The following is a 26,721-nucleotide window of genomic DNA, read 5'->3' as shown; positions in this document are numbered from 1 at the left end:
GGTTCCTTCTGTTGACGAACTAAGCATTGAACGGGGGGTGCTGGCGCCTGAGGAGTTAACAGAGCTTTTTTCCGCCTTGGCTCAAAAAGATCCTGCAGTAAAGCGGCTATCCATATGGAATCAGTTGCCTCCAGAGAGCCTTCCTGCTCTCTCTGAATATATAAAGAACAGCAAGAGACTTAAGGAATTGTTCTTTAATGACAATTCTAAAGGCGAAATATCTATTGACGATGCAAGTCTGGAAACATTGTCCGATAGTATCAAACAAAATCGTTCTTTAGAGTGGTTCGAGTTAGCTAAAGCATCTGGAAGTGAGTCGTTCTATACTACCGTCGCAGATATTATAGAACACAATAGTACTATTTCACGTCTCTCCCTACATAGCCCTAACAATGATGGACATCATAATGCCGCAACCAATGTGAGCAGTTTCGCAGCAGCATTAGGTAGAAATAAAACTTTGACACGTCTTGCAGTAACGGATGCTCATCTTTCTGGTGGCGGACTTGCAAATTTAGCAACCGGGATTGAAAAGAATGGTTATCTTACCGATGTTGAACTGAGGGATAATAATTTGGCACCGCCGGATGTTCAGGCAATAGCGCAGATATTAAGGAACAACAATACAATTAGCTATATGAACCTAAATCGCTGCAATCTAGGTGATAGGGGGGCTACTACTATTGGAGGAGCATTGCCAGATAGTGCTCTACAAATATTGACTGTAGAAGATAACAGTGTCCGTGACCAGGGAATCAGTGCTATTGCACAAGGCCTAGAAAGCAATACTAGTCTTCGGCGTCTTCATGCTGGAAGCGAAGCCTTTCGTTTCAGAGACCATAGCAGCACTCCAAATTGCATCGGAGCGTCTGGAGCAAGGGCATTGCGAGAAATGCTTGAAGCTAATCAGGGATTATGCAGCCTGGATATTGTAAACTCGTATGGACAGAATTCTTGGGAAATTTCACCTATTATATCTGAATTAGCAGCAGGACTAAGAGTTAACCGCTCTTTAGTGAGCCTCAGGATTGATGACGATTTCAAATATGGCGGAATTGGGGCCCCGGGAAAGCTTTTATTCTCTCCTGCGGATGCAAGAACACTTGAGCAGGCCATCATTGACAGCAGCCACCCCACCCTAAGCGAGTATGGCTATTCACGTATTGATCCTAGCTTTGTTGAGTCTCCTAATATGGAGACAATATCCAGCCTGACACGACTTTACGACTATTGTGCGGCGAATAAAGCAGTCTTCGTGGATATGATTAATAAGATCCGCTCTCACCCCGATACACTTACCAGTGGTGATATTGTTGTCTGTAAAAAGCAGATGAGGGTAATTCTGTATCTTGCGGGTAGGGATGCAGACGATATCCAAACAACTCTCACCCGCCGTGAAGCGGAGATACAGCGGGCGGAAGCGCTGGTGGTGCGTAAGGCCAGTAATGACAATGTGGTGTGTGACCTCACCGAGTATGCAACTCATAACGGCCTGACGCTGGATACAATGCAGCAGCAGATCGGTGCTGACAATACGGGGACGGCGGAGACTTTCGGACGACTTGTGGGAGGGGATTATACGTTGCGGGATATCGACACGCTGCTGGCTCTCAGCGATGGCACCGGCCAGGAACCGTTTCAGACAGCGCTGCGGCAGTTCGTCAATCACTCCATGATTCCGCATCTGGACTATTTCCTGATCCAGGCAATGAAGAGCGAAGACTTGTCGCAGGTGCGCTCGGAGGATTTTCCCAACATCGCCCGTTTCGGCCAACAGCCCATGCTGGAAGCCGGAATCGCGACTTTCTCCGCCGCGCCGGATAACCCTGCCCTTGCCGCCACCGTGGCACAGGCAACAAATGAACTCGACCTTTCATTCCTGCATGATGCCAATGCCGGCGGTATTCGCGAGCGCCTTGCACGCGCAAGTTCCATGGTGGATACACAGGTGACGGAGTTTGAGGGTATTTTTGATGGTACCAGAGAACGTATTGCTGAAATTCTTTCGCAGACTTCAGATGCGCAGGATGCAAAACAGACCACTGGCAGCACTCTGGATAAGGCTCGAAAGGACAATACTGCTTTAAGAGAAAAAGCTGCTGCCATTGCATGGGATATTGAAACAAAAGAACGATCACTGGCTACAAAAAGTACGATACGAACGCAGACATCAAGACGCATCGCTACAGGACAAATTTTAGGCGGTATTGCATTAAAATTTCTTCCTCCTCCTATAGGAGGGGGAGGCAATAATTCTATCGTCGCTGGTTTGGTAACACTTGCTAATGCCCGTGCTCAAAACAGGATTGAAAAAGCAGGACACGATGTTGAAACGACTCGAATGGGAGAACGCGCTGCGGGGTATCGCTCCCAGATAGTATCTGAGAGCGCCCTGGAAAAACAAATCTCCCAGATAGAGCAGGAAATCGATAAATTGCTGGAATCCCGCGACTATCAGGAGAAATACGGCACGGCGCAAAAGCTCGAATCCGTTCGCAAAGCTTACCTAGCAAAAGACATATTGGATGTCGGCCAGCGCAACAGCAGAAACCTCGAACGCATCAGCCAGCAGCACGGCATCGCTACATTGGAAGATCTCATCGGCGCGTTCGATGGCAGGACTGCGCAGGCACTGACCCATTTCTGCCTCGGCTATGCTGATTCCAATGATCTCAGCATTATCATCGCTACGTCAAACGCCGCCACGCCGGGGACGACCGATCCTGCCCGACTCGCATTGCATGAAATGGTGGAAGAACACGTGAAGGACAGCATCGCCGAGCATTATTCCCGTGCAGCACAGGTGGACAAGGCTTATCAGGCGAATGTGATCGGCATCGGTACGGACTTCTATGACGCACGGCAAATGGTACAGCGTGAGACGGACGATAAACTGGCCGCGCTCATGGGCTACCAGCAGGCCACGCAGCCCGGCCTGATAGAAGGCGAGTTTAATGTGAGGGGCGCAAACGACATCCGCCGCGTGTTCGATTTCTGGCTGCATCGTCACGGCGACAGGATGATCAGCGGCGTGGTCACCGGCACGGTCGGCACCCCCAAGCGCGTTACCGCGCATCCTCCTGACCGGCAAAGGAGTTATGTCGAAACCGTGAAACAGTCTTACGGTCTCGACGGCGGTTCCGTTCCAAGCGTGAGCGATGATTTCCAGCGCGTCTGCGCATATGAATATCTCTATCACCAGAATATCAATAGTCTCGGGCAAGGTGAGAACCTGGCATCCGATAATCCTCAGGCATTGACGATGTATCCCGTGATCAATGCCACGATCAACGAGTTCATTCGTTCCATGAACCTGACTTCCCTTGAGGAATACAGGGCCCATGTGGGGGAACGGCTCGACAACCTGATCGCCCAGACCTTTATTGATTTCTTCTCCGAACTGGGGCACAGACATGCCGCGGATGTCGATATCAATACATCCAAGGCGGAACTGCTGGCGGCACAAACCAAACCGGAGCTGTTCGCGCTGGCTTTTGAAGACCATCTAAAACTGACGGAGTGTGATGCAAGAAACAATTTCCCGCTTTTTCTGGAAATATACGCCCGCAATCTGGAAAAGATGCTCGAAGTGACGCGCGGCGACGACCGGGAAGCCCTGCTCCAGCAGATTGACGATGTGCACGCCCTTACACAGGGCCAGCTAAAACCGGATGTGGTCATGCCCGGAAGCCCGACTGCCTTGCAAAACGCCCTGAACAGGAACCATACTTACGCTAACACCGGATGGAATGCCGGGAGATAACCGTAATCCGGCTGTCATTTCTTCAGGATTTCTGTTGAAGGTAACCCTAATAATTGCTACCCTTCCGGCAAGCTTATTCAAGCAGGTCGGTTATGTTCCGGTGGCGGATTGCGGTACTTAGTCTTACGTTCCTTTGCACGCTGCCTCTGGAGCCGGTTTTCGCCAGCGATACCGCACCCCAACCTCTCAGCATTCTTCATATCACTCCGGACGGCATGGATGTTCCTGCCGGAAGACAGATTGTTATCTCTTTCAGCCGCCCGGTCGTGCCTATCGGCAGGATGGAGCGCAAAGCGGAAGAGCTTCCCATTACCATCAAGCCAGCCATCCCCTGCGAATGGCGGTGGCTTAATACCACGGCGCTTTCCTGCAACCTGCCGGAAAAGAACAGCCTGGCTCCGGCAACACGTTACCGCATCGAGGTAAAACCCGGTATCAAGACTGAAGATGGTGCGACGATTCCGGAAACGTATAAAAGCGAATTTACCACGATTCGTCCTGCTATTGCCGCCAAGCAGTTCCATTTGTGGGAAACTCCGGGTCATCCGGTCGTGCGACTGGTTTTTAACCAGCCTGTCAGCCAGACTTCCGTGGAGCAGCATGTCTATCTGCTGGCCGTGGGTGCGCGCCAGCGTGTTTTCCGTGAAGAAAGCGATGCCCATATCCATCTCAGGGCCACGCCCGATCTGGATGACCGCGAGTTGCCCTCGTTCCTGCCTCTGCCGGGCGAAAAATACCTTGCTTATCTTACGCATACTTCCCAGAAGCCGGATAGCGAGACGCATATTGTGGGTGTGCGCGAAGCCCGCCGCGTCTGGCTTGTGGAACCCGATATCGACCTCCCTCCCGATACGCATATCATCGTACAGGCGGAGGATGGGCTGGCTTCCGCATTCGGCCCAGTTAAAGGCGTTGCGGATAAAGACATCGTGGAATTCGACACGTTCCCGGAATTCGCTTTTCTCGGCATACGTTGCACCTCCATCACCGGGCAGCCCTTGCAATTCCTGACGTCGGAAGGCAAACAGCAGGAACAGGAGACACCGCAAAAGCCCGCTCACGCTTCCTGGCGTTTCTGGCAACACCACAACTTCCTGCAGCCCGCCGCCTCCGGCGCACCTGAGACAGGCCAGTGCGATCCGCTTGCGCCTGTGAATCTGGTTTTCAACGCGCCCGTGGAACAAGGCGCACTGATGAAGGCTTTGCGCTTCACCCCTTCCATCAAAGGCTGGGAAAAGGATCAGGAGCCCGAGGTGGAGCCGGATGCTTCCGAGCCCGCCTATCAGCGCGTTTCCTGGCAGCTCAGGAATCCACATGAAAAAGGCCAGACCTATGAGGTCTGGCTGCCCGCCGGACTCAAGGCCGCACAGCCTTACCATATGGAGTCGCTTCGTGTTTCCATGGGGGAGATGGCGCAGTTCTGGCATTATGTCAAAGCCTTCTTCCGCGCCCGCGCCCCCATTGAAGTGACGGATATGTTCGGTCGCAAACTGGGCGAGCCGGTGAATATCTCGTTCTCCACCGATCACCGCCGCCCGAACTTTATTCTCGAACATCATGATGCAGTGCTGGAAAAATCCGTGGACAGCGATGTGCCGGTGTTCGTCGATAACATTGCACAACTGATCTTTCACTACCGCAAAATTACCGCCGGCATCAGCGCTGCCAATCTTACGCTGAAGCAAAAAGTAGCTGCAGTGCAGGATATTCAGTTCGCGATGCCCTTCGGTATCCGCGAGGCGCTGAATGGGCGTAGCGGCGCGATTTACGGTTTTATGGATACCGATCCTCCGACACCGGGCTGGGAAGGTTCCAAACGTATCTTCGCACAAGTGACGCCGTTCCAGGTGCATATGAAGCTCGGCCACTTCAGCAGCCTCGCCTGGATCACCGACCTTGCGACCGGGCAACCGGTGAAAGAAGCCAAAGTCACACTGTATCAGGATGCACTTAATACGCTTGGCGCCCCAAAAGATATCGACGCTTCTGCCATCACCGATGCTGCCGGTGTCGCCGTGCTTCCCGGTACGGCTACGGTTGACCCCGATCTTACCAAGAGTCCGGATTATGTGGAAGACGAGAAGCCGCGTATGCTCCTGCGCGTGGATAAAGGCGAGGACATGGCATTGATGCCGCTTTCCAGCGCATTTATCATCAACAGCTACCGCTCTTCCGGCACGGATTATATCTGTCCCGCCGTCCGCCATCTTTACGGCCATATGAAAAGCTGGGGCATGACAGCGCAGGGTATCTACCGCGCGGGCGATACGATGCAGTATAAGATTTATGTGCGCAATCAGGACAATGACCATTTCGTCCCGCCGCCGCTGCATGGCTATACGCTCAGGATATTCGATGCGATGGGAAAGAAAGCCAGCGAGCGCAACCACATTACGCTTTCCCCATTCGGCAGTTTCAGCGGTGAATATACTATCCCGAAGAATGCCTCTGTCGGCTGGTACAGCTTCCGGCTTTCGGCAAACTTTACCGATACCAAGGAAGAAGAAGCCGATAGCAACACGGATGAGAATAACGAAGACAGTGATGAAACGTCGGCCACTGCACACTGGACACCGATGCGCGTGCTCGTCAGCGATTTTACGCCCGCCCCGTTCAAAGTCAGCGGCCAGTTGAACGGCGACCATTTCAGCGCCGGGCAACAGATCACCTCCTCCACGCATGCGGAACTGCATTCCGGCGGACCCTATACGCAAGCCTCCACGCGCGTCACCGCCATTCTGCAAAGCGAGCCTTTTACCTCCAAGAATCCGCTCGCACAAGGCTTCCAGTTCGACAGTTTCGAGGGTGAGCAGGATTCGCAGCAAGTGTTCCAGAAAATCGCCCCGCTGGATACGAAAGGTGAGTTGCAGGAATCCTTCTCGGTCGGCGACCCGCATATTGTTTACGGCTCGCTCAATGTGGAAAGCGCCGTGCAGGATGATCGCGGCAAATATATCTCCGCTTCCACCCATGCGGATTATACGGGCGTTGACCGCCTCGTGGGATTGCGCTCTACCGAATGGCTTTACCAGACCGGCAAACCCGCCAGGGTGCAATATATTGTGGTGGATGACCACGGCGTTCCGGCCAAAGGCACAGCGGCGCATATCACCGTGGAGCATGAGGAATCCAAAGCCGCACGTGTCAAGAGCGCAGGCAACGCCTATCTCACGGAATACCATAATAGCTGGGAGCAAGTAGCCGAATGCCAGGGCACTTCCGCAAGCGCTGCAGAGGATTGTATCTTTACGCCCAAAGCTGCAGGTAGTTACCGGGTTTCGGCTACGATCAAAGATACAAAAGGGCACGATCACCGCACGCAGATTTCCGGTTATGCGCTGGGGCATGATTTTGTGGTCTGGGGAGATGAATCCGATAATGCGCTCACGATTATTCCGGAAAAGACTGGCTATAAGATCGGCGATACTGCGCGCTTCATGATCAAGAACCCCTACCCTAACGCGGAAGCGCTGATTACGGTGGAACGTTATGGTATTCTGGATCATTTCGTGCGCAAACTCGAAGGTAATACGCCGGTGATCTCCATTCCGGTGAAGCCGGATTACCTGCCCGGATTTTATTTGAGCGTCACGATCATGTCGCCGCGCGTGGAGAAGCCTCTCAATGGGCAGGTCGACCTCGGCAAACCCACGTATCGTATGGGCTATCTGCGTATGCCAGTGACCGATCCGTATAAGCAGGTGACGATTACCGCCAAGACGGATAAGCAGGTTTATAAACCGCGCGATCATGTCGATGTCACGCTGCATGCGGGCTTACGCCATGATAACGGTCAGCCGATCGAAATCGCCGCTGTGGTGCTGGATGCTTCGGTGTTCGACCTGATTGCCAAGGGCAAGGCAGCGTTCGATCCTTATACCGGATTCTATAGTCTGGAAAATATCGACCTACGCAATTACAGCCTGCTGCAGCGGCTGATCGGGCGGCAGAAATTTGAGAAGAAAGGTGCGAATCCCGGTGGCGATGGCGGTAATGCGCATGAGACTTCCATGCGTTCGCTGTTCAAATTCGTAAGCTACTGGAACCCATCCATCCTGCCGGATAAGGACGGTAACGCACATTTCAGTTTTGAAGCACCGGATAACCTGACCGGCTGGCGCGTGCTGCTGCTGGGCGCCACGCCGGATGATCGTTTCGGCCTTGGCGAAACGGATTTCAAGGTAAACCGCCCAACGGAAATACGCCCCGTCATGCCAAACCAGATTACCGAAGGCGATCAGTTCAATGCAGGTTTCAGCGTCATGAACCGTACCGCGAAACCGCGTACGCTGGAAGTAAAGGTTAAAGTAACCGGCGATACGGCACAGACTGCTCCCTTCACAAAAACTGTTACGATTGCTCCCTACCAGCGTACAACCGTCTTCCTGCCGGTGAAAGCCGCCACCCTGCCGCTGTCGCGCCATGTGCATGAGGGGCATATCGCATTTTCCGCCACGGCAGAAGATGAGACCGATAGCGATGGGCTCACACATAATATTCCCGTGCATAAGCAGCGCTCGCTGGAGTTTGCAGCCAACTACGCCACCACGACCAAGGCGCATGCTTTGGAATCCATCCAATTCCCGGCCGGGATTTTGCCGGATGTGGGCAATATAAGCGTGGTCGTTTCGCCCAGCGTCATCGGCAATATTGTGGGCGCATTCCAGTATCTGCATGACTATCCTTACATGTGCTGGGAGCAACAGCTGACCAAGGGGGTCATGGCTGCGCATTACAAGCAGCTAAAAGCCTATCTGCCCACAAGCTTCACTTGGCCGGACAGCAGCTCACTGCCGCAGACGACGCTCGACAATGCCTCTTCCTTCCAGGCACCGAATGGCGGCATGAGCTATTTCACACCGCTGGATACATATGCCGATCCCTATTTAAGCGCTTATACCGCGATTGCGTTTACCTGGCTGCGCCGTGACGGTTATCATGTGCCGCAGGAGGTGGAAAGCAAGCTGGCTGATTACCTAAGCGATTTGCTTCGCAATAACAGCGTGCCGGATTTCTACTCCGAAGGCATGAGCTCCACGGTACGTGCTGTAGCGCTCGCGGCATTGGCGGAAAACGATACGCTTGAACAAGGCAGCATTGAGCGTTACCGCTCGTTCGTGCCCAAGATGAGCCTGTTCGGCAAGGCTAATTTTCTGGAAGCCGCTTTGAAAGCGGGCGCGAAACAGGAGATTGTGGACGATGTGGTGCGCCAGATTCTGGCCACATCCAATGAAACGGGCGGAAAATTCATTTTCAGCGAAACGCTCGATGACGGTTATGTGCGCATTCTCGCTTCACCCTTACGGGATAATTGCGCAGTTCTGGAAAGCCTGATGCGCTATGCCGCCACGGCTAAAGGCAAGCAGCAGCTTGGCGATGTGCCGTTCAAGCTCGTGCGCACGATCACACAGACGCGCGGCAACCGCGACCATTGGGAAAATACGCAGGAAAACCTGTTCTGCATGAATGCGTTGGTGGATTACTCGCATATTTATGAGAGCACGCCGCCCGCTATGCAGGTGACAGCTAGCATGGATGGTAAAGCTTTCGGCAAGACTGCGTTCCATGATGTCCGCGATACCTCTGTCACGCTTATGAAGCCTATTACAAATTCCGATCCCGGCCGTAAAGCTGAGGTAGAAATTCATAAATCAGGTGATGGCAGGCTATATTATTCCACGCAGCTTTCCTATGCCCTGCCGCCCTCTCAGACACATGAGGAAAATGCCGGTATTGAGATCCACCGCGAATATAGCGTTGAGCGCGACGGCAAATGGAAAATGCTAAAAAGCCCTGCCAGCCTTAAGCGCGGCGAGCTTGTACGAGTGGATCTGTATGTCAGCGTTCCGACAGCGCGTAATTTTGTCGTAGTGGATGATCCTGTTCCGGGCGGGCTGGAAACGGTGAACAGCGATCTCGCCACCGCTTCCAAGGTCGATGCGAAAAAAGGAGCATTCGAAGCCGCAGGCGGTTCCTGGTGGTTCCATTTCTCCGACTGGATGGAATACGGCGTATCGCGCTGGAGCTTCTACCACAAAGAACTGCGCGATAATGCGGCACGATTCTACTCCGACTATCTGCCAGCCGGTAATTACCACCTCTCCTACAGCGCACAGGCAATTGCCACGGGCGATTTCGCCGTAATGCCTGCCATGGCTCAGGAAATGTACGATCCGGATGTTTACGGTAAAACGCAGGCTGCCACGCTGCATATCGGCGAGCAGTAATATGCGCCGCGCATTTGCGATAGCGAGCGTCTGCCTGCTGGTTCCGGCAGTAATGCTGGCAGTGGCCACATGGATGGCTGTGAAGCCTCTTGATGCCGGAGCGCTTAATGACTTTTCCGCACAGACACATTTCGATGTCGTAGATCGCAGCGGCGCGCCACTAGCCGTATCTTACCGCAATGCGCTGAATGATTCTTCTATCCTGCCGCTTTATTCCGTGCCTTCCTTGCTGCAGCAGGCTTTCATTGCCGCAGAAGACAAACGCTTCTTCTCGCATCATGGCGTGGACTGGCTCGCACGGCTTGCCGCCGTCCGGCAGGACATCAAGGCGCTGCACGGCGTACGCGGCGCCAGCACAATCACCGAACAGGTGGTGCGCATCCTGCATCCACGCCCACGGACGTTATGGTCGCGCTGGGTGGAAGGATTCGAGGCGATGTCTCTGGAACGCCATGCGGCAAAAGCGCAGATACTGGAATTCTACCTGAATCAGGTACCTTACGCCGCCAATCGCCGTGGCATCGTGCAGGCAGCGCGTTATTATTTCAACCGCGAAGTGGCAACACTCACGCCGAAAGAAATGCTGGCACTTGCTGTGCTGCCGCGCGCACCCTCGGCTTATGATCTTTATGCGCATCCGGGTAAGATTACACCCGCTCTCCTGCGGCTGGCCACAGCGATGCATCTGCCGGAGGAGGAAACAGCTTCCGGTGCATTCGCCCTCGGCAAACCTGCACTGCCGGTCAGCGCAGATCACTTTGTCTCTTACATACGGCAGAATGTAGCAGCCTCTCCCGGCAAACTTACTACCACGCTCGATGCGCATATTCAGCAGCAGGCACAGCAGACGCTGGATGCACTCTTGCGCGGTATGAAGCGCAAGCAGGCGCATAATGCAGCGGCTATGATCGTGGACCATGAAACAGGGGAAATCCTTGCCTGGGTAACGGCGGGCGACAGTCAGCAGGCAATTGACGCCGTGCTTACACCGCGCCAACCGGGTTCCTCCATGAAGCCGCTGCTTTATGCGCTGGCGCTTGATTCCGGCTGGACCGCTGCCACCATTATTCCGGATGAACCGATCACGCAGGAAATCAATGACGGAATGCATCGCTTCCGCAATTACAGCCATACTTATTACGGTAAGGTGACGCTGCGCGAGGCGCTCGGCAATTCGCTCAATATTCCCGCCATTCATACGATAGACCATGTGGGCGTTGCCCGTTATCTTGCTACCCTGCACAGGCTCGGCATGGAAAGCCTTACGCAGCCTGCTGATTTTTACGATGAAGGCCTCGCGCTCGGTGACGGCGAAGTTACACTTTTCGAGATGATGCAGGCCTATGCGGCGCTTGCACATCGCGGCGTATTCCGTCCACTAACCGCACTGCTCGATTCTCCTTATGCACGGCCCAATGAACGTATTTATTCAGAGGAAGCAGCATCGCTGATTGGTAATATTCTTTCCGACCCGTGGGCAAAGCGCTTGGAATTCGGCACGGGCAGCATGCTGAACCTGCCGGTACAGACCGCTGCGAAAACAGGCACCTCTACGGATTATCACGATGCCTGGGCAATGGGGTATAATTCGCATTATGTGGTGGGTATTTGGATGGGCAATCTCGACGGCAAACCGATGGACGGCGTCACCGGCTCTTCCGGCCCTGCGATTGCGCTTCGCAGCATATTCGCCGCGTTAACAGAACGCATTCCCACCGCGCCGCTTTACTTAAGCCCTCGCCTCGTGAAGCATGATATTTGCACACAAGCGCATGACGGCAGCCGCGGGTGTTTCATGCACTCGGAATATTTTATTGCTGGCACGGAGCCTACCGCTGCTGCGCCAATCGTCTCCACCGCGCCCCACCCTGCGCTGGTGCGTCCCGTCGATGGGCTTTACCTTGCATATGATCCGCGCGTACCTGCCAACAAGCAGGCATTTGAATTTGTCGCCCAAGGCATTTCGCCCGGACAACAGGCAGGCTGGAAGCTCAATGGCAAAACGGTGGCCGTGACTGACAACGGACATTATCTCTGGCCGCTGCAACGCGGTGATTATCAGCTGGTGCTGGAGGTGGCAGAGAGCGGCGGCGGCCAGATGCAACCGGTCGATACAGTGTCATTTCATGTGAAATAGGAGTGTGTCATACCGCGATTCAATCGCGGTATCTCTTACAACTTCTCGAGATGCCGTGGTCAAGCCACCGCATGACAATTAAACCTCTTGTTGAAAATCCAACGCGTGCTGATAGGTCTCTATACCTTGCAACTGTTGCTCAGTCTCTGCCTGCTGCTGCACTGTATCTGCATGCTGGCCTTGCTCCTTGCGGATGGCTGTCGCAATCAGGCTTTTTTGTACGCTGCTTAATTTAATATCCGTGGACTCATCGTCGTCACCAATCGTGCACTGAGCGGTAATCTGCGGCCAGTCGCGCTTATCCTTCTCGGACAATGTCAGTACCTTGTCCAGTGTCGGAGCTGCCTTAATACGCGGGCTTGGAAGGAACGGATCCAGCTTCAGCCAGTCACGCAGGGTCGCAAGAATCGAGGTGTGATCGTAAGGTGTTTTACCTGCTTCCGCACGGAATACCGTTCCGGGTTTAATATAGGATGAAATCACGATTGCGGGCACGCGTACGCCGAAACGGTCGAACTTGAACCTGCCATCGCGCGAAATCGGGCCCGGTTCGGGTGCGGCTGCACCTGACGGCGGCGCAACGTGATCGTAACAGCCTCCATGCTCATCAAACGTAATAACCAATAGAATCTTATCCCGGTAAGGGCTTGTGCGCACGGCTTCATACACATCCGCCAGGAACTGCTCACCACGGCAGATATTATGCGGCGGATGGTAATCATTCGGGTAACTGATTTCAGTATGCAGCGGCTCCATTTCCGGCACGAAGCGCGGTTCCACAAATGAATAGGAAGGCAGCTTCTGATTTGGAGCAGCATTAGAGGCAGCGGCGCAACGTGCCTTGAATTCGTCATAATGATAGAAATGATTGTTCAGCAACGCCAGACGCGGCAGGAACTGCCCGTAAGTGAGCGACGGAATCAGCGTGCTGTTATGAAAGATATTCCAGCTCTTGCCTTGCTTCTGCAGGACGTTGAAGATCGTCTCGATATCGTATAGCTGATAGTTGTCGTTATTCACATGCCCGTCGGAAGAACCGGTATGCACGAAGCCGCGATTGGGCCAGGTCTGGGAGGGGACAGACGCGAACCAGCCGTCGCACACCGCAAAATTCCGCGCCAGATCGTTAATTACATTGGCCTGATCGGGCCCGTAGGTCTGCATAATTTGCGCAGCGGATTGCCCGCCTGCCGCCGTAGTGGCATAATTCTTCAGGAACCCGCACATGGTCGGTTTTATATCCGGCGTGGGTGAAGCCATGCCGAAAATCTGTTCCGTGATAAAATCAAACTCCTCATGCGGGTCCGGTGAAGGAACGGTGTTGGGGTTTTTGGAGGACAGCCAGCTCGTAGTGGGGCGGCAAGCGAAATATTTGCGGCCGTCATGGTCCAGATTGAAAAAACCGTCTATTGAAAGCCCCTCAAATGTCGTAGGAGATTGCTCAGGAATGTTGATCGGCGGCTGATTGTTCACATCCGCATAGAGCCAGCCCAGCAGATTGTCGAACGAGCGGTTCTCCATCATCACGACAACGACATGTTCAATATTTTCCATTGCTCTTTCTTTCCCGCTGACTGCTAAAACGATGTAATAATGTTGATGATCTTATCCAGTTCCGCGCCGATCGACTCAATCGCCTCGAAGGATTGTTTTACCTTGTCGATATCGTTCTGGAATTTTTTGCCTTCCGCTGTGGCTTTTTTGAAGGCATCGCTGATCGGGGAATAATTTGCGCTGGCCAGATTCTTCTGCTCAATAGCGCCGATCTCCGTTTTCAGCGTTGCGATCACCCGGCACAGACACTTGAATTGTTCGCCTTCCACATCGTCACACTGATCCTGCAGCGTGCATTTGGTTTTTTCCAGCCGCTTGATCACTTCATTATTGGAAAGCGCCATAGTGATGCCCTACTCGATTGCTGTTTTATGCACCTGCGCCGCGAGATCCGCATAGGCTATCGCCTGCTGTGCCAGCGCGCGAGCAGACAAATTATTGCCTGCGGCCAGCGCATCGTTCGCAGCTTCCAGTTTCTTCAACGCACTCAGGATATCTTTGCGCCGTGTTACTGCGTGCGTTTCTATTGCTTCCACGGAAGTAAATGCCTGCAGGCGCTCCGCTGCGTTCACACTTTTATCCTCGTAAATGGAATGAAGCATGTTTTTGCGTGAGGATTGCTGGTCTTTCTCAAGTCCGGCCGCAAAGAGGCTGCCTTCAATGGCTTCATCATCCGCTTCGATCATCTTGCGTATCCCAGCAATAGGCTGCCTCCCCATTTCCGCGAGTTTGTGCACCTTGCCCGCCGCCGCATTATCGATAATGGAATGGCCGAAAGTGGCAATCACGGATTCGACCGCGCCTTTCTGGCTGTCGCTCACATGCGCCGCACCGCTATCCTGCAAAATATCCGAGATAGTGCCGGTCGTCTCTTGCGCGTTCTTTTCCAGCCATGCCGTATCGCCGTCGCACGCAAGTACATTCACCATCTGCGCATAGGTGACGAGTGATTCCAGCATCTTCACGCGCAGTTCTTTTGCTTTGGAAAAATCGTTATGCTGCTTAAGCGACTGCGCCACTTCTTTCCACTTGCCGTCATGCGCGACATATTGCTCCGCCGCGCCGAGCCGGTAACTCGCATCGGAAGCCTGCTGTATTTCGTCCATATAGCCGGACTCGGCCTGCAGCAGAGCGGAGGCTGCGATCACGAAATCCTGCGCAGGAACCTGCTGGGACGAGGTCGTATGGCAGCTGGACAATAGCAAAGCCATACTGATAATGCCTACCTGGCGGAAATAGTTCATATCTTGCTCAACTCAATCATGAGTAAATTATGCGGGTCTTTTTTTCGCGCCATTTTATATATAATCATGATCGGTGATACAACTATAAATCGCAAAAGGAGCCGTTATGTTGATTCAGGAACGCGGATGGCGCAGCATCGCTGCGCTTAACGGGCTGATGGCCGTCATTATGGGCGCTGTTGCGGCACATGCCGTGCATGAATCCCTGCCCGCTTTATTCATGGAAAAAGCCTCACGCTACCAGCTTATTCACGCGGTGGTGCTGCTATGGCTTGCGGATAAGCTGCCTAAACGAATGGTGCAGGCACGGCTGGCTTTTCTTGCCGGAATCGTGCTGTTCTGCGGCTCGCTCTATATCCGGGCGCTCACGGGCTGGAGCGACATCACCTTGCTTGCACCTGCGGGCGGTATCTGCCTTATGGCCGGGTGGCTGCTGATTGTGCTGGCGTAAAGGAATCGTTATCGCTATAGAGGGAAAGTCACGCGGGCGTGGCGGAATTGGTAGACGCAACGGACTTAAAATCCGTAGGACTTCAGTGTCTGTGGGGGTTCGAGTCCCCCCGCCCGCACCATCTCAGGTTTTTTGCTCTTTCCTCAGCATATAAAGCGTCAGGCTCCCGACAACGACGGCAATCCCGATATATTGCTGTGGCTTCAGCACTTCATGCAGGAAGATGAGGGAATAAAAGGCGGTAAAAATCGGCTCCGTCTTAGCAAACAGGCTGTAGCGGAATGCGCCGAGCAGCGAGATGCCGTAAAACATACAGAAAGTGCCGAATGCCAGCGCCAGGCAGGCCACGCCCAGCCACGCCGTGCCGAGCATGGAGGGCAAGTGCGGTGCAGGCATGAAAGCCAGCGACAGGGTTGCAAATAACAACGCGAATATGAAATTCTCCGCGCCGACCACAGCAGGGCTGCGCTCTTTCATCTGGTGGCCATACAGGTATAAACGGGCGGCAGCCATCGCCGCGGAAAGAAATGCGAGCCCTATGCCAAGCCAGCTCCCGGGCGCATCCTGATGCGTGATATCCAGCACGAACACCAGCCCCGCCAGCGTGCTGAGTGTTACGAGCACGGTGGGAGTATCAAGCGCCACTTCTTTACGCCACGCCATAAAGAACAGCAGCATCAGCGTATGGGTAAAACAGATAATGATCACGACCGGCGCGGGAAGGTAGACCAGTGCGCAGAATAAAGCGAATACCGAGATCGCCTGGCACAGGCCGCCCCAGAAGGCTTGAATGACATCCTCTCGCCGGGCAAAGAGTTTCCTGCCGCGCACCAGACAATAGAGCACCAATACGAAAGCGCGCGCAAACGTCGTTGCGATCATCACCAGCGCTACATTTCCGCCTTCCGCGTAGACTGCGCGTTCGGCAGGCGTATGGGCGCCGAAAATGATGGCCGTCGTCAAGGCTACGATCACCCCGAGGCGGGGTGCCTGCATCCGTCCGAAATGCTTAAGCATTCACCAGTAACTGTTGCAATTCCTGCCGTGTTATATCGTCGCAGATGACGGTTTTGCCGATGCCTTTGGCGAGTACGAATGTTAGTCCGCCATCTTTCGCCTTCTTGTCATGATAGCAGTGTTCGATGAGTTTTTCAGCATCAAAGGTTTGTTTCACATCCGAAAGCACAGCAGGCATACCGGCCTTTGCCAGGTGATTCTTAAGCCGTTCCAGATCCTTATCTGTACTCAAACCACGCATTACAGAAAGTTTCATGGCCAGCATCATGCCGACCGAAACCGCCTCGCCATGCAGTAATTTATCGCTATAGCCCGTTTCGGCTTCCAGCGCATGGCCGAGCGTATGGCCGAAATTCAAAATAGCGCGGACGCCGGATTCGCGCTCGTCGCACGCCACGACTTCCGCCTTGCTCTTGCAGCTTGCACGCACGATATGGGCAAGCTTCTGCGTATCGCCCGCAAGCGCCTGCTCGCCATTTTCCTCAAGCCAGGTGAAGAACTGGCGGTCGCAGATGACACCGTATTTGACCACTTCTGCATATCCGGCTAGTAATTCGCGCCTTGGCAGCGTCAATAGCGCAGCTGTATCCGCGATGACAAGGCGCGGCTGGTAGAACGAGCCGATGAGGTTCTTGCCATGACGCGTGTTGATGCCGGTCTTGCCGCCGACGGAGCTATCCACCTGCGCAAGCAATGTCGTTGGGATCTGGATAAAATCCACCCCGCGCAGCAGGATGCTCGCTGCAAAGCCCGTAATATCTCCAATCACCCCGCCACCCAGTGCGATCAGCGTCACGTTGCGGTCGGGTGCGAAATCCAGCAGCTTCTCCATGAGTTTTTCCAGCTCGGAGAAGCTTTTGGTCTGCTCCCCATGCGGCAGCACCACTGCGTTATGGGTGATACCCTGCGCCGTCAGCGATGCCTGCAACGTTTCCAGATAGAGTTTAGCCACGGTATCGTCGCAGATAATGATGGTTTTCTTGCGTTTTAGCAATGGCGACATCAGTTCGCCTGCACGGCCGATCAACCCTTCGCCAATAGCGATATCATAACTGCGCGAGCCCAGCTCAACGCGTAGCGAAGACGTCATACCAGATATTTTCCTTTCAGCATTTCCATAATGTTAGCCACGACCTTATCGTGATCGCCGATGTCGTTATCCACGACCATGTCGGCAGTGCCATAGACCGGCTCGCGCTCCGCTTTCAGGCGCATGAGAATGGCGCGTTTATCCCCGTTTTCCAGTAGCGGGCGCGTATTGCGGCGCGAGACGCGCTCCAGCAGCACATCGATATCGGCGCGCAGCCAGATGGAAAGCCCGTGTTCTTTCACCGCCTCGCGGATCTGCGGATTCATGAATGCGCCGCCGCCGGTGGCCAGAATAATGGGCTCGCTGCCCAGCAGGCGCAAAATGACGCGTTTTTCCAGGTCACGAAAAATCGTTTCCCCGTAAATGGCAAAAATGTCGGAAATGCTGCATTCGGCCGCTTCAGCGATCTCATTGTCGGAATCTACAAAGCGCAGGCCGAGTTCAGAAGCCAGCCTGCGTCCGATGGTGGATTTCCCCGCTCCCATCAGCCCGACCAGCACGATCGGCCGGGCGAGCCCAAGCGGATTGCGGTTTTCTTTTATTGTGTTATTATCGCTCATGCCTAACCCATACCCTAAACAACCCAAAGAGTGAAGAATGAAAAAGATCCTTAGCTTACTCATCATTATCGGCCTGGTGGCCGGTGGGGTTTATCTGGAGACCCACACCATTCCCGCCCCGCGCCATAACGTAGAGAAAGTCGTGAGCAATGAACGGATATTCAAATAGCCTGCTGATTTTACTGGCCTTCCTCCCCTCAATCGCTTTTGCCGCGCTGGAAGCGCCGCATGAAATAGCTCCTGCCATCACCGCTCAGGATAAGAGCGACAATAGCGGCGGCGCCATGGATTCCGACGCCGGTGTCGGGTATGAAGAAGCTCCACCCGCCACCATCGAGAGCGCCCCGATGGAAAAACCCTCCACTGACGGGTTCGGCACGCTGACGGAAAGCAGCGGCGGTCTTCCCGGTACGATCTGGCAGTCGGACAACCGCGCGGCAGACGAATTCCTCCTGCAGCAATTGCACACGGGCATTTCGGACCCGGCCCTGCATGACCTGCTGGTCAAGCTCCTGATGACACAAAGTACGCCGCCGACCGGCACTTCCTCCAATGACTGGCTTACCCTGCGTGTCAATGCGCTGGCAGGAATCGGAGAAGACGATAAAGCCAATACCATGATTAATGCGCTGCCGCCCTCGCTGGCAGCGGACCAGCTGCTGGAGTTGCAGATCAGTATCGCACTGGCACATGGCGATTATGACCGTGCCTGCAAGCAGACGCCTCCATCCGGAAGCACCTCTGCTTTCTGGAAGAAAATCTCTATTCTCTGCCAGACCCGCGCAGGCAAGTTTGATGAAGCGATGGTCGGCGTCGATATGCTGCGCGAGAGTTCACCTGACGATCCGTTCTTCCAGGATCTGATCCGGCATCTTGCCGACAGGAATGTGCCCCTCAAGACGCTGCCGCGCGATATTTCGCTGCTGGATTATTCGCTGATCGTCATGGCGGGCGAGAGCAACCGCCTAAGCGACCGCCTGGACAGCATGCCTCCCATCGCGGTGAAATACCTCGCGCAGGATACGCGTGTAGATGCAAAACTGCGTGAGAAAGCTACCACTAAAGCACAGCAGCTGGGTCTTCTTCCGCCCACTCCCTCCTCCACGCTACCGTCGCAGCCTTTTGCCAAAGAACTGGCCAGTGATGTCACAACCCTTGTAACAGCGCTTGGTTCAGGCCAGCCGCCGACGGATGCGGATAATGCCGTGATTGCACGTCTTGCCGTGGAAAATGCCGGAGTTCGCGACAGCAGGCGCATCAGCAGGCTGCTGAGTTGCATGGAGCTGTTTGGCTATAAAGTGCCGGATAAAACCTGGAACGTACTCTTGAACCGCAAAGGCCGCTTTGACGGGGAAATACCGCCTGCCATGCTGGTCGACCGGCTCGGCCAGGCGGCGCAAGCGGGCCGTAAGGGTGAAACTATCCTGACAGCGGCGCTGATTGCCGGCAACAGCAGTGCTGATAATATCAGCGATCTGGCCTTGATTCCCATCGTTAAGGCATTGAAATCCATAGGCTTCGAGAAAGAAGCTCGCCAACTCGCTTACGAGGCCGTAAAGAATTATCAATAATGTGCCAAGCTGCGCTATTATAACGCTTTTTGCGACGAACCGAGCCTCCTTGCTTTTTTAGCAGAAAATGGTATAATTATCAGGTAATTATTGGGGGTGTTTATGGTAAACTCCGTCTCAACAGGCATACCGTATTCTTATCTGGGCCAGCTCACCGGCGCGCTGAATGCGACGCAACCTACCACGTCTTCATCTTCCGATTCCAGCTCCACAACGCCGAGCGTTTCCGGCACGGCAGCAGCCAATGCTTCTGCTGCGGTCTCATCATTATTAAGTGGCAATAGCTTTAAACCGGAAATCCTGAGCCTGCTGCAAGGCGGCGGCAACGGCACGTTCGACCCTGTATCGAGTTTGTTAGGCGGCGGCACTTCCACCGACCATACGCTGACAACATTGTTGTCGAATCTGTATTCCACCTCTGCTTCCGCCTCGGTCACGGAAGCGCAGAACGCCGTCAAGGCGGCCTCCTCTTCCCATACAGGAACGAATACCGGAGCGAATCTGATTGACGGGCTGGTCGGCGCGCTGACCCAAGCTTCGGTTGCTTATAACCAGACCTTACAGCAGACCGTGCAGAACAACGTCAATAACATCACTTCGGTCTCTGCTTAAAACCTAGGATGATTGCTTGGGGTCTCTTTCATCGAGCAGGAAGAATATCTTGCATTTGATTGCATCGCTCGTGTTCAGGTAGCTTCCGTAGCCTACCGTGTAATCGTTTGTCACACAGCCCGGCACGCCCTGCTCGTTAAAGCCCATGATACGTCCCGTATCGGCTGAACCGTCATCGTACTTCCTATCCATTTCATAGACATCCTTGGGCGATAATATCGCTGTGTTGGCAAGGTTTGTTGCTGAGTTCCATTTGTTCAGAGAAATCATATGCGCGCTTTTGCCGTAGACGCCGGTCTGATAGGAAACACGGTAATAGCCATCCCGTAATCTCGAACGCGGCAGGGTTGCCGTAGAAGTGCCATAAGTGCCGGGCAAGATATTAGCCAGCTGCAGATGCTGCCATACATAATATTCCTCGCTTCCCCAAGCCCCGCTATTATAATTAATCTTCCCATTACCATCGCCATTATTAGCAGTAGACCAGTAGCTCGATGCGTTAGACATATCTCCCGGCAGCGCATTATATTGCGTATCGAATGCGTTGATCGCCGCGCGGAACCGGTTTACATCCGTCATGACCGAGGCGATTTCCGAAGTCTTAATCAACGATTGTCCGGCGACCACTCCTCCCGCCAGCAGGCCGATAATGACGATCACCACCGTCATTTCCATTAGTGTGAAACCGCTATGTTTGTTCCTGCCGTGTATCATCCATTCATCCTCGTTTTGCCTGTAATTTTATTATACGGTTTGAAGGCAGTCCCCTCTTCGCTCGATTGTTTATTTTTTCGTTGCTGCATAACGCGCAGATACAGCGCATCATACTGCCTGGCCGTTTCACTCACCGAGTAATCGCGCATCATCCGTTTGCGGCCTTTTGCCCTGCGCTCGGCCTTTTCCTGCGGCGTCCATTTTATTATTCGCTTCAAGGCCTCCGCCAGTACGGCAGGGTCTTCGGACACCGGAATCAGTTCCCCTACATCCTGGAGCAACTGCTTCATAATACCAACTTCTGTCGCAACACACAATGTTTCGCATGACACCGCTTCCGCGACCGCAAGACCAAACGATTCACAATGCGAATTAAGCACATGAATATCCAGTGCATTATAAATATCCGCCATATCATTCCTGATGCCCAGCAGATACACCTGTTCTTCCATGCCGAGCGTGCAGATATATTTGCGCAACGCCAGATTGTCCCTTGTCGTATCTTTACCGCACAGGAGGAACTGTGCCTGCGGATAGGATTTCAGCAGCATATGCGCTGCTACAAGAAAATTCGGATGACGTTTGATCGGCACGAATTCCGCCGCCATACCGATCAAAAGTGTATCCGGTGCAATGCCAAGTTCTTTGCGTATCCGCGCGCGCCCTTGCGGCGAATGACAGAACATTGCCGTGTCCGTGCCGTTCGTAATGATCTCCAGCTTTCGTACATCATGCCCCGCCGTTACACAGGTATCGTAAACGGCCTGCGAGCAGCAGATAATGCGCGCGGGCATGAAACGCGAGAAGCGCACCTGCCGGAACGCATCCTTCGTTTCCGGCGGAAGGGCATTATGAATACCCCAGATCACCGGTATGCGCAGCAGCCAGCCCACGATCCCTCCCGCGATATTGGAAGGGGGCAGCCATGTTTTAATAACATCTGGCTTTGCGTGTATAATGAGCCACAGGCAGCGCAGATAGCCTGCGATATTCCATTTATCGCGCGTGATTTCGACTGCGATATAAGGAATACCCAGTGTGTTCTGTATTTCCGCCAGCCTTTCCTTCTGATCCGACAAAGAAAGTATGACATGGTCGTAGCGCTCGCGGTCGCTATGCTGCAGCACTGAGCTTATCAGACGCTCTGCACCACCGGCATAAAACCATTTAACCACGTGCAGCACGCGGATTCTGTTATCGCGCGGCGGGAACTGCTGCTTCGCGCGTTTACGCTGCCAGTGCGCACTAAGCCATGCATGCCAGCGTGCCCTGACATACTGCTTCCGCTCGGTATAACTGACACGTAAATACTCATGGATGCGCCGTGTATGTTCCATGCGATAGTGCTGTAATTTTTCCCTGCCGATCCGCGCGATCAATTCCGGATCGCCATACACGACCGCCAGCATGGAAAAAAGAATGGAGGGCTGCGTAAAAACGCCGCGAGAGGTACTGGCATTATGCTGGCGGACGCTCAGCACCGGCCGATGGCCAGCGCATATAATGTCTCCCATCGCCGCCAGCCTGCACCAGGTGATCCAGTCTTCCCCCTGCCGAATGCCTTCCGGAAAGCGAATCTTCAAAGCATATTCGCGTCGTATACACACGCTTCCATTGGAAAGCAGCGGTATCCCTTCCAGCAATGCCGGAAGAATATCGCCCGAAACGCTCTGTGATTCGAGCGGCAATATTTCACGGTATTTAAAGGTGCCGTTCTCGAGGAATATCTTCTTACCATAGGAAGCCACCGCGGAAGGATTGGCTTCCAATGCTGCCACGAGATGCGATACGGCTCCGGGAATCAGCGCATCATCGCCATCCAGAAACCAAATGTAATCGCCTGTGGCACGCAGCGCACCATTTCGCCGCGCAACGGCCTGCCCGGTGTTTTTCTGATTTATAAGAGTAATACGCGCATCCGCAGTGCATATACGCGCAATCTCTTCTGAGGCCATCGTATTGGAACCATCATTCACCACTACCAGCTCTATATCCGGATAATCCTGTGCGAATACGGAATCGATCGCTTCCTGCAGAAACGTCACGACGTTATAAACCGGGACCACCACGCTTACACGCTGACCTGACATGACCACTCCTAATACAGAATTCGCCCTGCTTCTGGTCTGAGCATAATAGAATCAAAGGGTTTTTCTATCGCGATCTTGCGCAGCGCTCGAATAACTGTGTAAGCGCTGCTGCCTGCTGTTGCGCGCTAAAGCGTGTCTCTGCCCGCACGCGTCCTGCCCTTCCCATTTTCTGCCGCGCATCATCCGGCATTTTTTGCACCTGTATAACAGCTTCCGCCAGAGCCTGCGGCACTGCAGGAGGACACAACACGGCACAATTCTCGTCCACCACCTCCGCCATATCGGCAAACCTTGTCGTCACGACCGGCAATCCCATCGCTATGGCCTCTTTCAGCACCATCGGCGCAGTATCCCGGCTGCCGTCACTGCCCTGCCTGAAAGCGGTGATGGATGCAAAATAGCAGGGACCGTTGCGCGCAATCCATGCGGCAGGTTGCGTTCCCAGAAAATGCACATGCTCTTCCAGATTATTTTCTGCCACGTAGCGTTCCAGTGACTCCCGCAAAGGTCCGTCGCCTATGATATCAAGCTGCGGGCGTGCTTCTTCATGCATTAATTTCCACGCTGCCAGTATGTCGTCGCTTCCCTTGCAATCGATTAACCTACCGCAAAACAGCCAGCGCCCGTTATTCTGCGCCGGATCTGCAATCGGCTTGAAGCGCGCCGTATCCACACCGCAATAGATTAGTTCGCATGGCGTTCCGCCAGCCAACTTCTGCAGATCCTGCACAATGGAAGGCGCCACGCCAATCACGGCACTTGCCGCTTTGCATTTAACCCGCAAATCGACAGGACGCGCATAGACGTCAGAGCCGTGACAGGTAAACGTGACAGGCAGACCGGCGAGCCGGGCCGCCGCAATAGCATATGTCGCCGCTCCCCAGCCAAAATGCGCATGCACATGCGTACAGTTTTCTTTGCGAATATGATCCGCCAGATGAGCCGCGTGTACCAGGAATGGGAAGTACGGTTCCGTCGTCTGGCGCAGCATGAACGGAAGCAGGCGGAGAATGCGCAACGCGTAACGCCGGATCAGTTTCCACCCTTCACGAGGCTCTAGGGGAGCGAAATAGAGCGTCCTGTGCATGAGTGCGTTATCTTCCGACTGAAAACTTCCTTCAGGCTTATGCAATGCGGACAGCACGATATTATGCCCGGCCGCTTCCATCGCGCGGATTTCATTGCCGATGAATGTTTCGGACATAACCGGAAACCTGCCAAGCACATAAGCTATGCGCATCGCCGCTCCTTTAATTAGCGCGTGTAATATTCGCGCGGTGATAGGTGAAATATACCAGCTATGCGTCCAATTGCAAAACAAACCGCCATGGAAGGATGCACGATATGGTTGCGACCGGAGAACACCCCCGGTAATAATCTCAGCGCATAACGGAATGAGTCCAATGCAGCCCGCCATGCATGACGTATTGCCGCGCTCTTCCCCAGTGCTTTCTTATCCGAGATAGTCAGTGTCGCTCCCACCCGCATATTACGGCGTATAAGCCAGCGCCACGTGGTGCGCTCCACAGGCACGGAAGTTTTTACAACCGCCTCACGGCACATGATAATTTTAGCGCCGCTTTGCTTTGCCCGACGGAAGAAATGATGATCGCTTCCTCCCGTGTCCCGGAAAGAAGAATCAAAGCGCAAGCCGGTTTCATTGTATATCTTCGTGCTGAACAAAACGTTGTTGCTCCATGCCGAGTCCAGCGCTATGCCTGTCGGCACGGCGATATCAGTAAAAATATCGAGCGCGGCCAGATGCTCCTTATGGGCGGGGAATGTATAGACAATATGTCCTTTGACGACATCCGCATTATAGGCTCGCGCAGCCTCATAAAGCGCCGCCAGCCAGCGCGGCTCGGCTATATCGTCATCGTCGATGAAGGCAATATAATCCTCGTCTGCCGCCAGCTCCAGCGCCTTATTGCGCGCGTGCGGAATGCCAGGAGTTTCTTCCACTGCATATTCCAGCGCCATTGCGGTTTGCTGCTGCATATTTTGCATTACGGGCAAGGCGCTTCGGGCTGCATCATTATCTACGACTATACAACGTACTTTTATCGATGGCGGTACTTGCAGCTCCTGCAAGGAGCGCAGCGTTACTGCCAGCGAATCCGGTCTGCGCCGGGTAATCACCGCTACCGCGACTCTGCTCTCACTGCTCACCCTTATCCTTTCCCGGGCTGCACAGAAAACGCCATGCACCGGATAATTTTGCTGCATTGATCCTATAGGCCTGCTGCGCTTCCTGCCTGTGCTGCCATGCCAGACGCTCTGCATCCCACTGCTTCTGCAGAATGGTGCGCTGCTTTTCCTGCTCCGCCAGGAGTGTCCAGCGCTTCTTCTCGTGTTGCTGAATCAATGTCGCGCGCTGCGTTTCCAGTTTCTGCTGGAGCAGTTTTCTGCGCTCTTCCTGCTGCCGCACCATTTCAGCCCACTGCGCATCGTATTGCTGCTGGGAATAACGCCACTGCGTATCGAACCCGCTGGTCAGCGCCATCCATTTTTCATCATATGCCTGCTGAATAATACGCAGCTGCCCTTCATGTTCCCATACGGCTTGCGAAGCCGGCTCAGACTGCGACCGTGTTTTATCCTCCCATTGCTGCTCATGCATTTGCATGGCATCAGCGAGCGCCTGTTCGTGTTCCGTGGCCGCCGCCGCAAGTGTTACCTTATGATCTGTTTCCCACCCCGTTTTGCGTATCTGGAATCCTTCTTCCGCCTGCCTATACTCTGCTTCCAACTGCCGGATCGCCTCTTGCGCTTGCATATCCTGCGTATGCAACACCACAGCCATTTCCTGCTCCAGCACTGCCAATGAAGCTGCGCATTGCTGGTTATATTCCTCTTCTTCATTCCCTGGTTTCTGCCCGGCGGCGCCCTTATTCATCTTTACCGCATACCTTGCCGCCAGGCATATTGAACGCGCCAGTAATATGAACGTCTTGCATAAAGCAATCACCATACCCCGGTATTTGCGGTGCATGTATAAATAAGACCAGGTGGAACTGCACAGTTTTCGTTTTTCAATAGCAGGCGTAACCTTGCATGAGCGTCCGGGAATATGCTCTACCTCCAGCCCTGCAACCAGCAAAAGCTCATACCCTGCACGGCGTACACGAATGGAAATATCATCATCTTCATAGAACAGAAAAAAAGCCGGATCGAAGAAACCTATCCGCTGCATCTGCTCCATGCGCCATAAGGCCACCGCTCCGGAGATAACGGATGCTGGCAGGATATCCCCTTCCCGCCTGCCCGTAACCGGGAGAGCTGCATTGGCAATGACAGGCTGACGCAGGGACGATGTGCTTGGATCCCCTCCCTGCCATGGCAGTACCGGCGCAATAATTGCGGCTTCCGGGTGGGATTTCGCCTGCGAAAGCAATGCTTCTATGCTGTCCTTTCCCATGACGGCATCGGGATTCAGCAGAAGCGCGTATTCGGTCTTCACCTGCTGCAGGGCGAGATTACAAGCACGGCCAAAGCCCTGATTATCGAGGTTTGCGATTATCCGCACATCGGGGAAGCAAGAGCGTATGAGTTCAAGCGTTCCGTCCGTGCTCGCATTATCCACCACGATGCAGCGCTCTACTTCAGAATGAGCGCAAACGCTACTGAGCGCGGCGCCAATAACTTCCGCACTGTTATAGCTGACTATGATTGCCGTTATGCTCATTATGCG

At 54.0% G+C, this 26,721-nt stretch carries 18 protein-coding genes and 1 tRNA gene; 8 read left to right on the top strand and 11 right to left on the bottom strand.

Features of this window, described 5'->3' with window-relative positions; translation table 11 throughout:
- Positions 1-1,015 precede the first annotated feature (1,015 nt).
- The 3 genes from VFT64_04950 (at position 1,016) to VFT64_04940 (ending at position 12,127) form a co-directional block, all read left to right on the top strand.
- Complete coding sequence (locus VFT64_04950; GenBank protein HEU5047175.1) at positions 1,016-3,763, top strand: hypothetical protein; 2,748 nt, start codon at positions 1,016-1,018, stop codon at positions 3,761-3,763.
- A gap of 92 nt (positions 3,764-3,855) precedes the next feature.
- Entirely contained in the window at positions 3,856-9,990 is a 6,135-nt protein-coding gene (locus tag VFT64_04945; protein HEU5047174.1) for an MG2 domain-containing protein, read from the top strand.
- Position 9,991: 1 nt separating this feature from the next.
- Positions 9,992-12,127: a transglycosylase domain-containing protein gene (locus tag VFT64_04940; protein ID HEU5047173.1), complete on the top strand. Its 2,136-nt coding sequence runs from the start codon at positions 9,992-9,994 to the stop codon at positions 12,125-12,127.
- A 78-nt stretch (positions 12,128-12,205) separates the two neighbouring features.
- Here the strand turns inward: VFT64_04940 and VFT64_04935 are convergent, their stop codons facing one another.
- Genes VFT64_04935 through VFT64_04925 form a run of 3 tightly spaced genes read right to left on the bottom strand, consistent with a single transcriptional unit; the run spans position 12,206 to position 14,925 of the window.
- Complete coding sequence (locus VFT64_04935; GenBank protein ID HEU5047172.1) at positions 12,206-13,681, bottom strand: alkaline phosphatase family protein; 1,476 nt, start codon at positions 13,679-13,681, stop codon at positions 12,206-12,208.
- A gap of 23 nt (positions 13,682-13,704) precedes the next feature.
- Positions 13,705-14,025, bottom strand: a complete 321-nt coding sequence (locus VFT64_04930) for a hypothetical protein (protein ID HEU5047171.1) — start codon at positions 14,023-14,025, stop codon at positions 13,705-13,707.
- Positions 14,026-14,034: 9 nt separating this feature from the next.
- Entirely contained in the window at positions 14,035-14,925 is an 891-nt protein-coding gene (locus VFT64_04925; GenBank protein ID HEU5047170.1) for a hypothetical protein, read from the bottom strand.
- 106 nt (positions 14,926-15,031) lie between these two features.
- Between VFT64_04925 and VFT64_04920 the strand changes: the two genes are divergently transcribed.
- A complete protein-coding gene (locus VFT64_04920; GenBank protein ID HEU5047169.1) occupies positions 15,032-15,376 on the top strand; it encodes a DUF423 domain-containing protein in 345 nt (114 codons plus the stop codon).
- 32 nt (positions 15,377-15,408) lie between these two features.
- Positions 15,409-15,497 (top strand) — tRNA-Leu (locus tag VFT64_04915).
- 2 nt (positions 15,498-15,499) lie between these two features.
- On the opposite strand, the gene VFT64_04910 is transcribed toward VFT64_04915, so the two are convergent.
- The 3 genes from VFT64_04910 to VFT64_04900 are packed head-to-tail and all read right to left on the bottom strand — an operon-like array spanning position 15,500 to position 18,043.
- Entirely contained in the window at positions 15,500-16,372 is an 873-nt protein-coding gene (locus VFT64_04910) for a DMT family transporter (GenBank protein ID HEU5047168.1), read from the bottom strand.
- A gap of 13 nt (positions 16,373-16,385) precedes the next feature.
- Positions 16,386-17,483, bottom strand: coding sequence for a 3-dehydroquinate synthase (gene aroB, locus VFT64_04905; GenBank protein HEU5047167.1), 1,098 nt, complete (start codon positions 17,481-17,483; stop codon positions 16,386-16,388).
- On the bottom strand, positions 17,480-18,043 hold the full coding sequence (locus VFT64_04900) for a shikimate kinase (GenBank protein HEU5047166.1): 564 nt from the start codon (positions 18,041-18,043) through the stop codon (positions 17,480-17,482). The genes aroB and VFT64_04900 overlap by 4 nt, the downstream gene beginning before the upstream one ends.
- Before the next feature lie 37 nt (positions 18,044-18,080).
- Between VFT64_04900 and VFT64_04895 the strand changes: the two genes are divergently transcribed.
- The 3 genes from VFT64_04895 to VFT64_04885 all read left to right on the top strand — a co-directional run bounded on the left by VFT64_04895 (position 18,081) and on the right by VFT64_04885 (position 20,226).
- Positions 18,081-18,212 carry a hypothetical protein gene (locus VFT64_04895; GenBank protein ID HEU5047165.1) on the top strand — a complete coding sequence of 44 codons (132 nt, stop codon included), beginning with the start codon at positions 18,081-18,083 and terminating at the stop codon, positions 18,210-18,212.
- Entirely contained in the window at positions 18,193-19,614 is a 1,422-nt protein-coding gene (locus tag VFT64_04890) for a hypothetical protein (protein ID HEU5047164.1), read from the top strand. Before VFT64_04895 ends, VFT64_04890 begins: the two co-directional genes overlap by 20 nt.
- A gap of 102 nt (positions 19,615-19,716) precedes the next feature.
- Positions 19,717-20,226 carry a hypothetical protein gene (locus VFT64_04885; protein ID HEU5047163.1) on the top strand — a complete coding sequence of 170 codons (510 nt, stop codon included), beginning with the start codon at positions 19,717-19,719 and terminating at the stop codon, positions 20,224-20,226.
- A 3-nt stretch (positions 20,227-20,229) separates the two neighbouring features.
- Here VFT64_04885 and VFT64_04880 read toward each other — a convergent pair whose 3' ends face one another.
- The 5 genes from VFT64_04880 to VFT64_04860 form a co-directional block, all read right to left on the bottom strand.
- Positions 20,230-20,940, bottom strand: a complete 711-nt coding sequence (locus VFT64_04880) for a prepilin-type N-terminal cleavage/methylation domain-containing protein (protein HEU5047162.1) — start codon at positions 20,938-20,940, stop codon at positions 20,230-20,232.
- Positions 20,937-23,030 (bottom strand): glycosyltransferase, encoded by a 2,094-nt coding sequence (locus VFT64_04875; GenBank protein HEU5047161.1) that lies wholly within the window; start codon positions 23,028-23,030, stop codon positions 20,937-20,939. Before VFT64_04875 ends, VFT64_04880 begins: the two co-directional genes overlap by 4 nt.
- Before the next feature lie 64 nt (positions 23,031-23,094).
- Complete coding sequence (locus VFT64_04870; protein HEU5047160.1) at positions 23,095-24,270, bottom strand: glycosyltransferase; 1,176 nt, start codon at positions 24,268-24,270, stop codon at positions 23,095-23,097.
- 14 nt (positions 24,271-24,284) lie between these two features.
- Entirely contained in the window at positions 24,285-25,256 is a 972-nt protein-coding gene (locus tag VFT64_04865) for a glycosyltransferase family 2 protein (protein HEU5047159.1), read from the bottom strand.
- The gene (locus VFT64_04860; GenBank protein HEU5047158.1) at positions 25,189-26,715 is read right to left on the bottom strand and encodes a glycosyltransferase; all 1,527 of its coding nucleotides are present in this window, start codon (positions 26,713-26,715) and stop codon (positions 25,189-25,191) included. Before VFT64_04860 ends, VFT64_04865 begins: the two co-directional genes overlap by 68 nt.
- Positions 26,716-26,721: the final 6 nt, after the last annotated feature.

Source organism: Rickettsiales bacterium (genome assembly GCA_035765535.1).
Lineage (GTDB): Bacteria > Pseudomonadota > Alphaproteobacteria > Rickettsiales > JABCZZ01 > JABCZZ01.
Note: the sequence above shows the minus strand (reverse complement) of the source record. Positions and strands in the feature narration are given on the sequence as shown.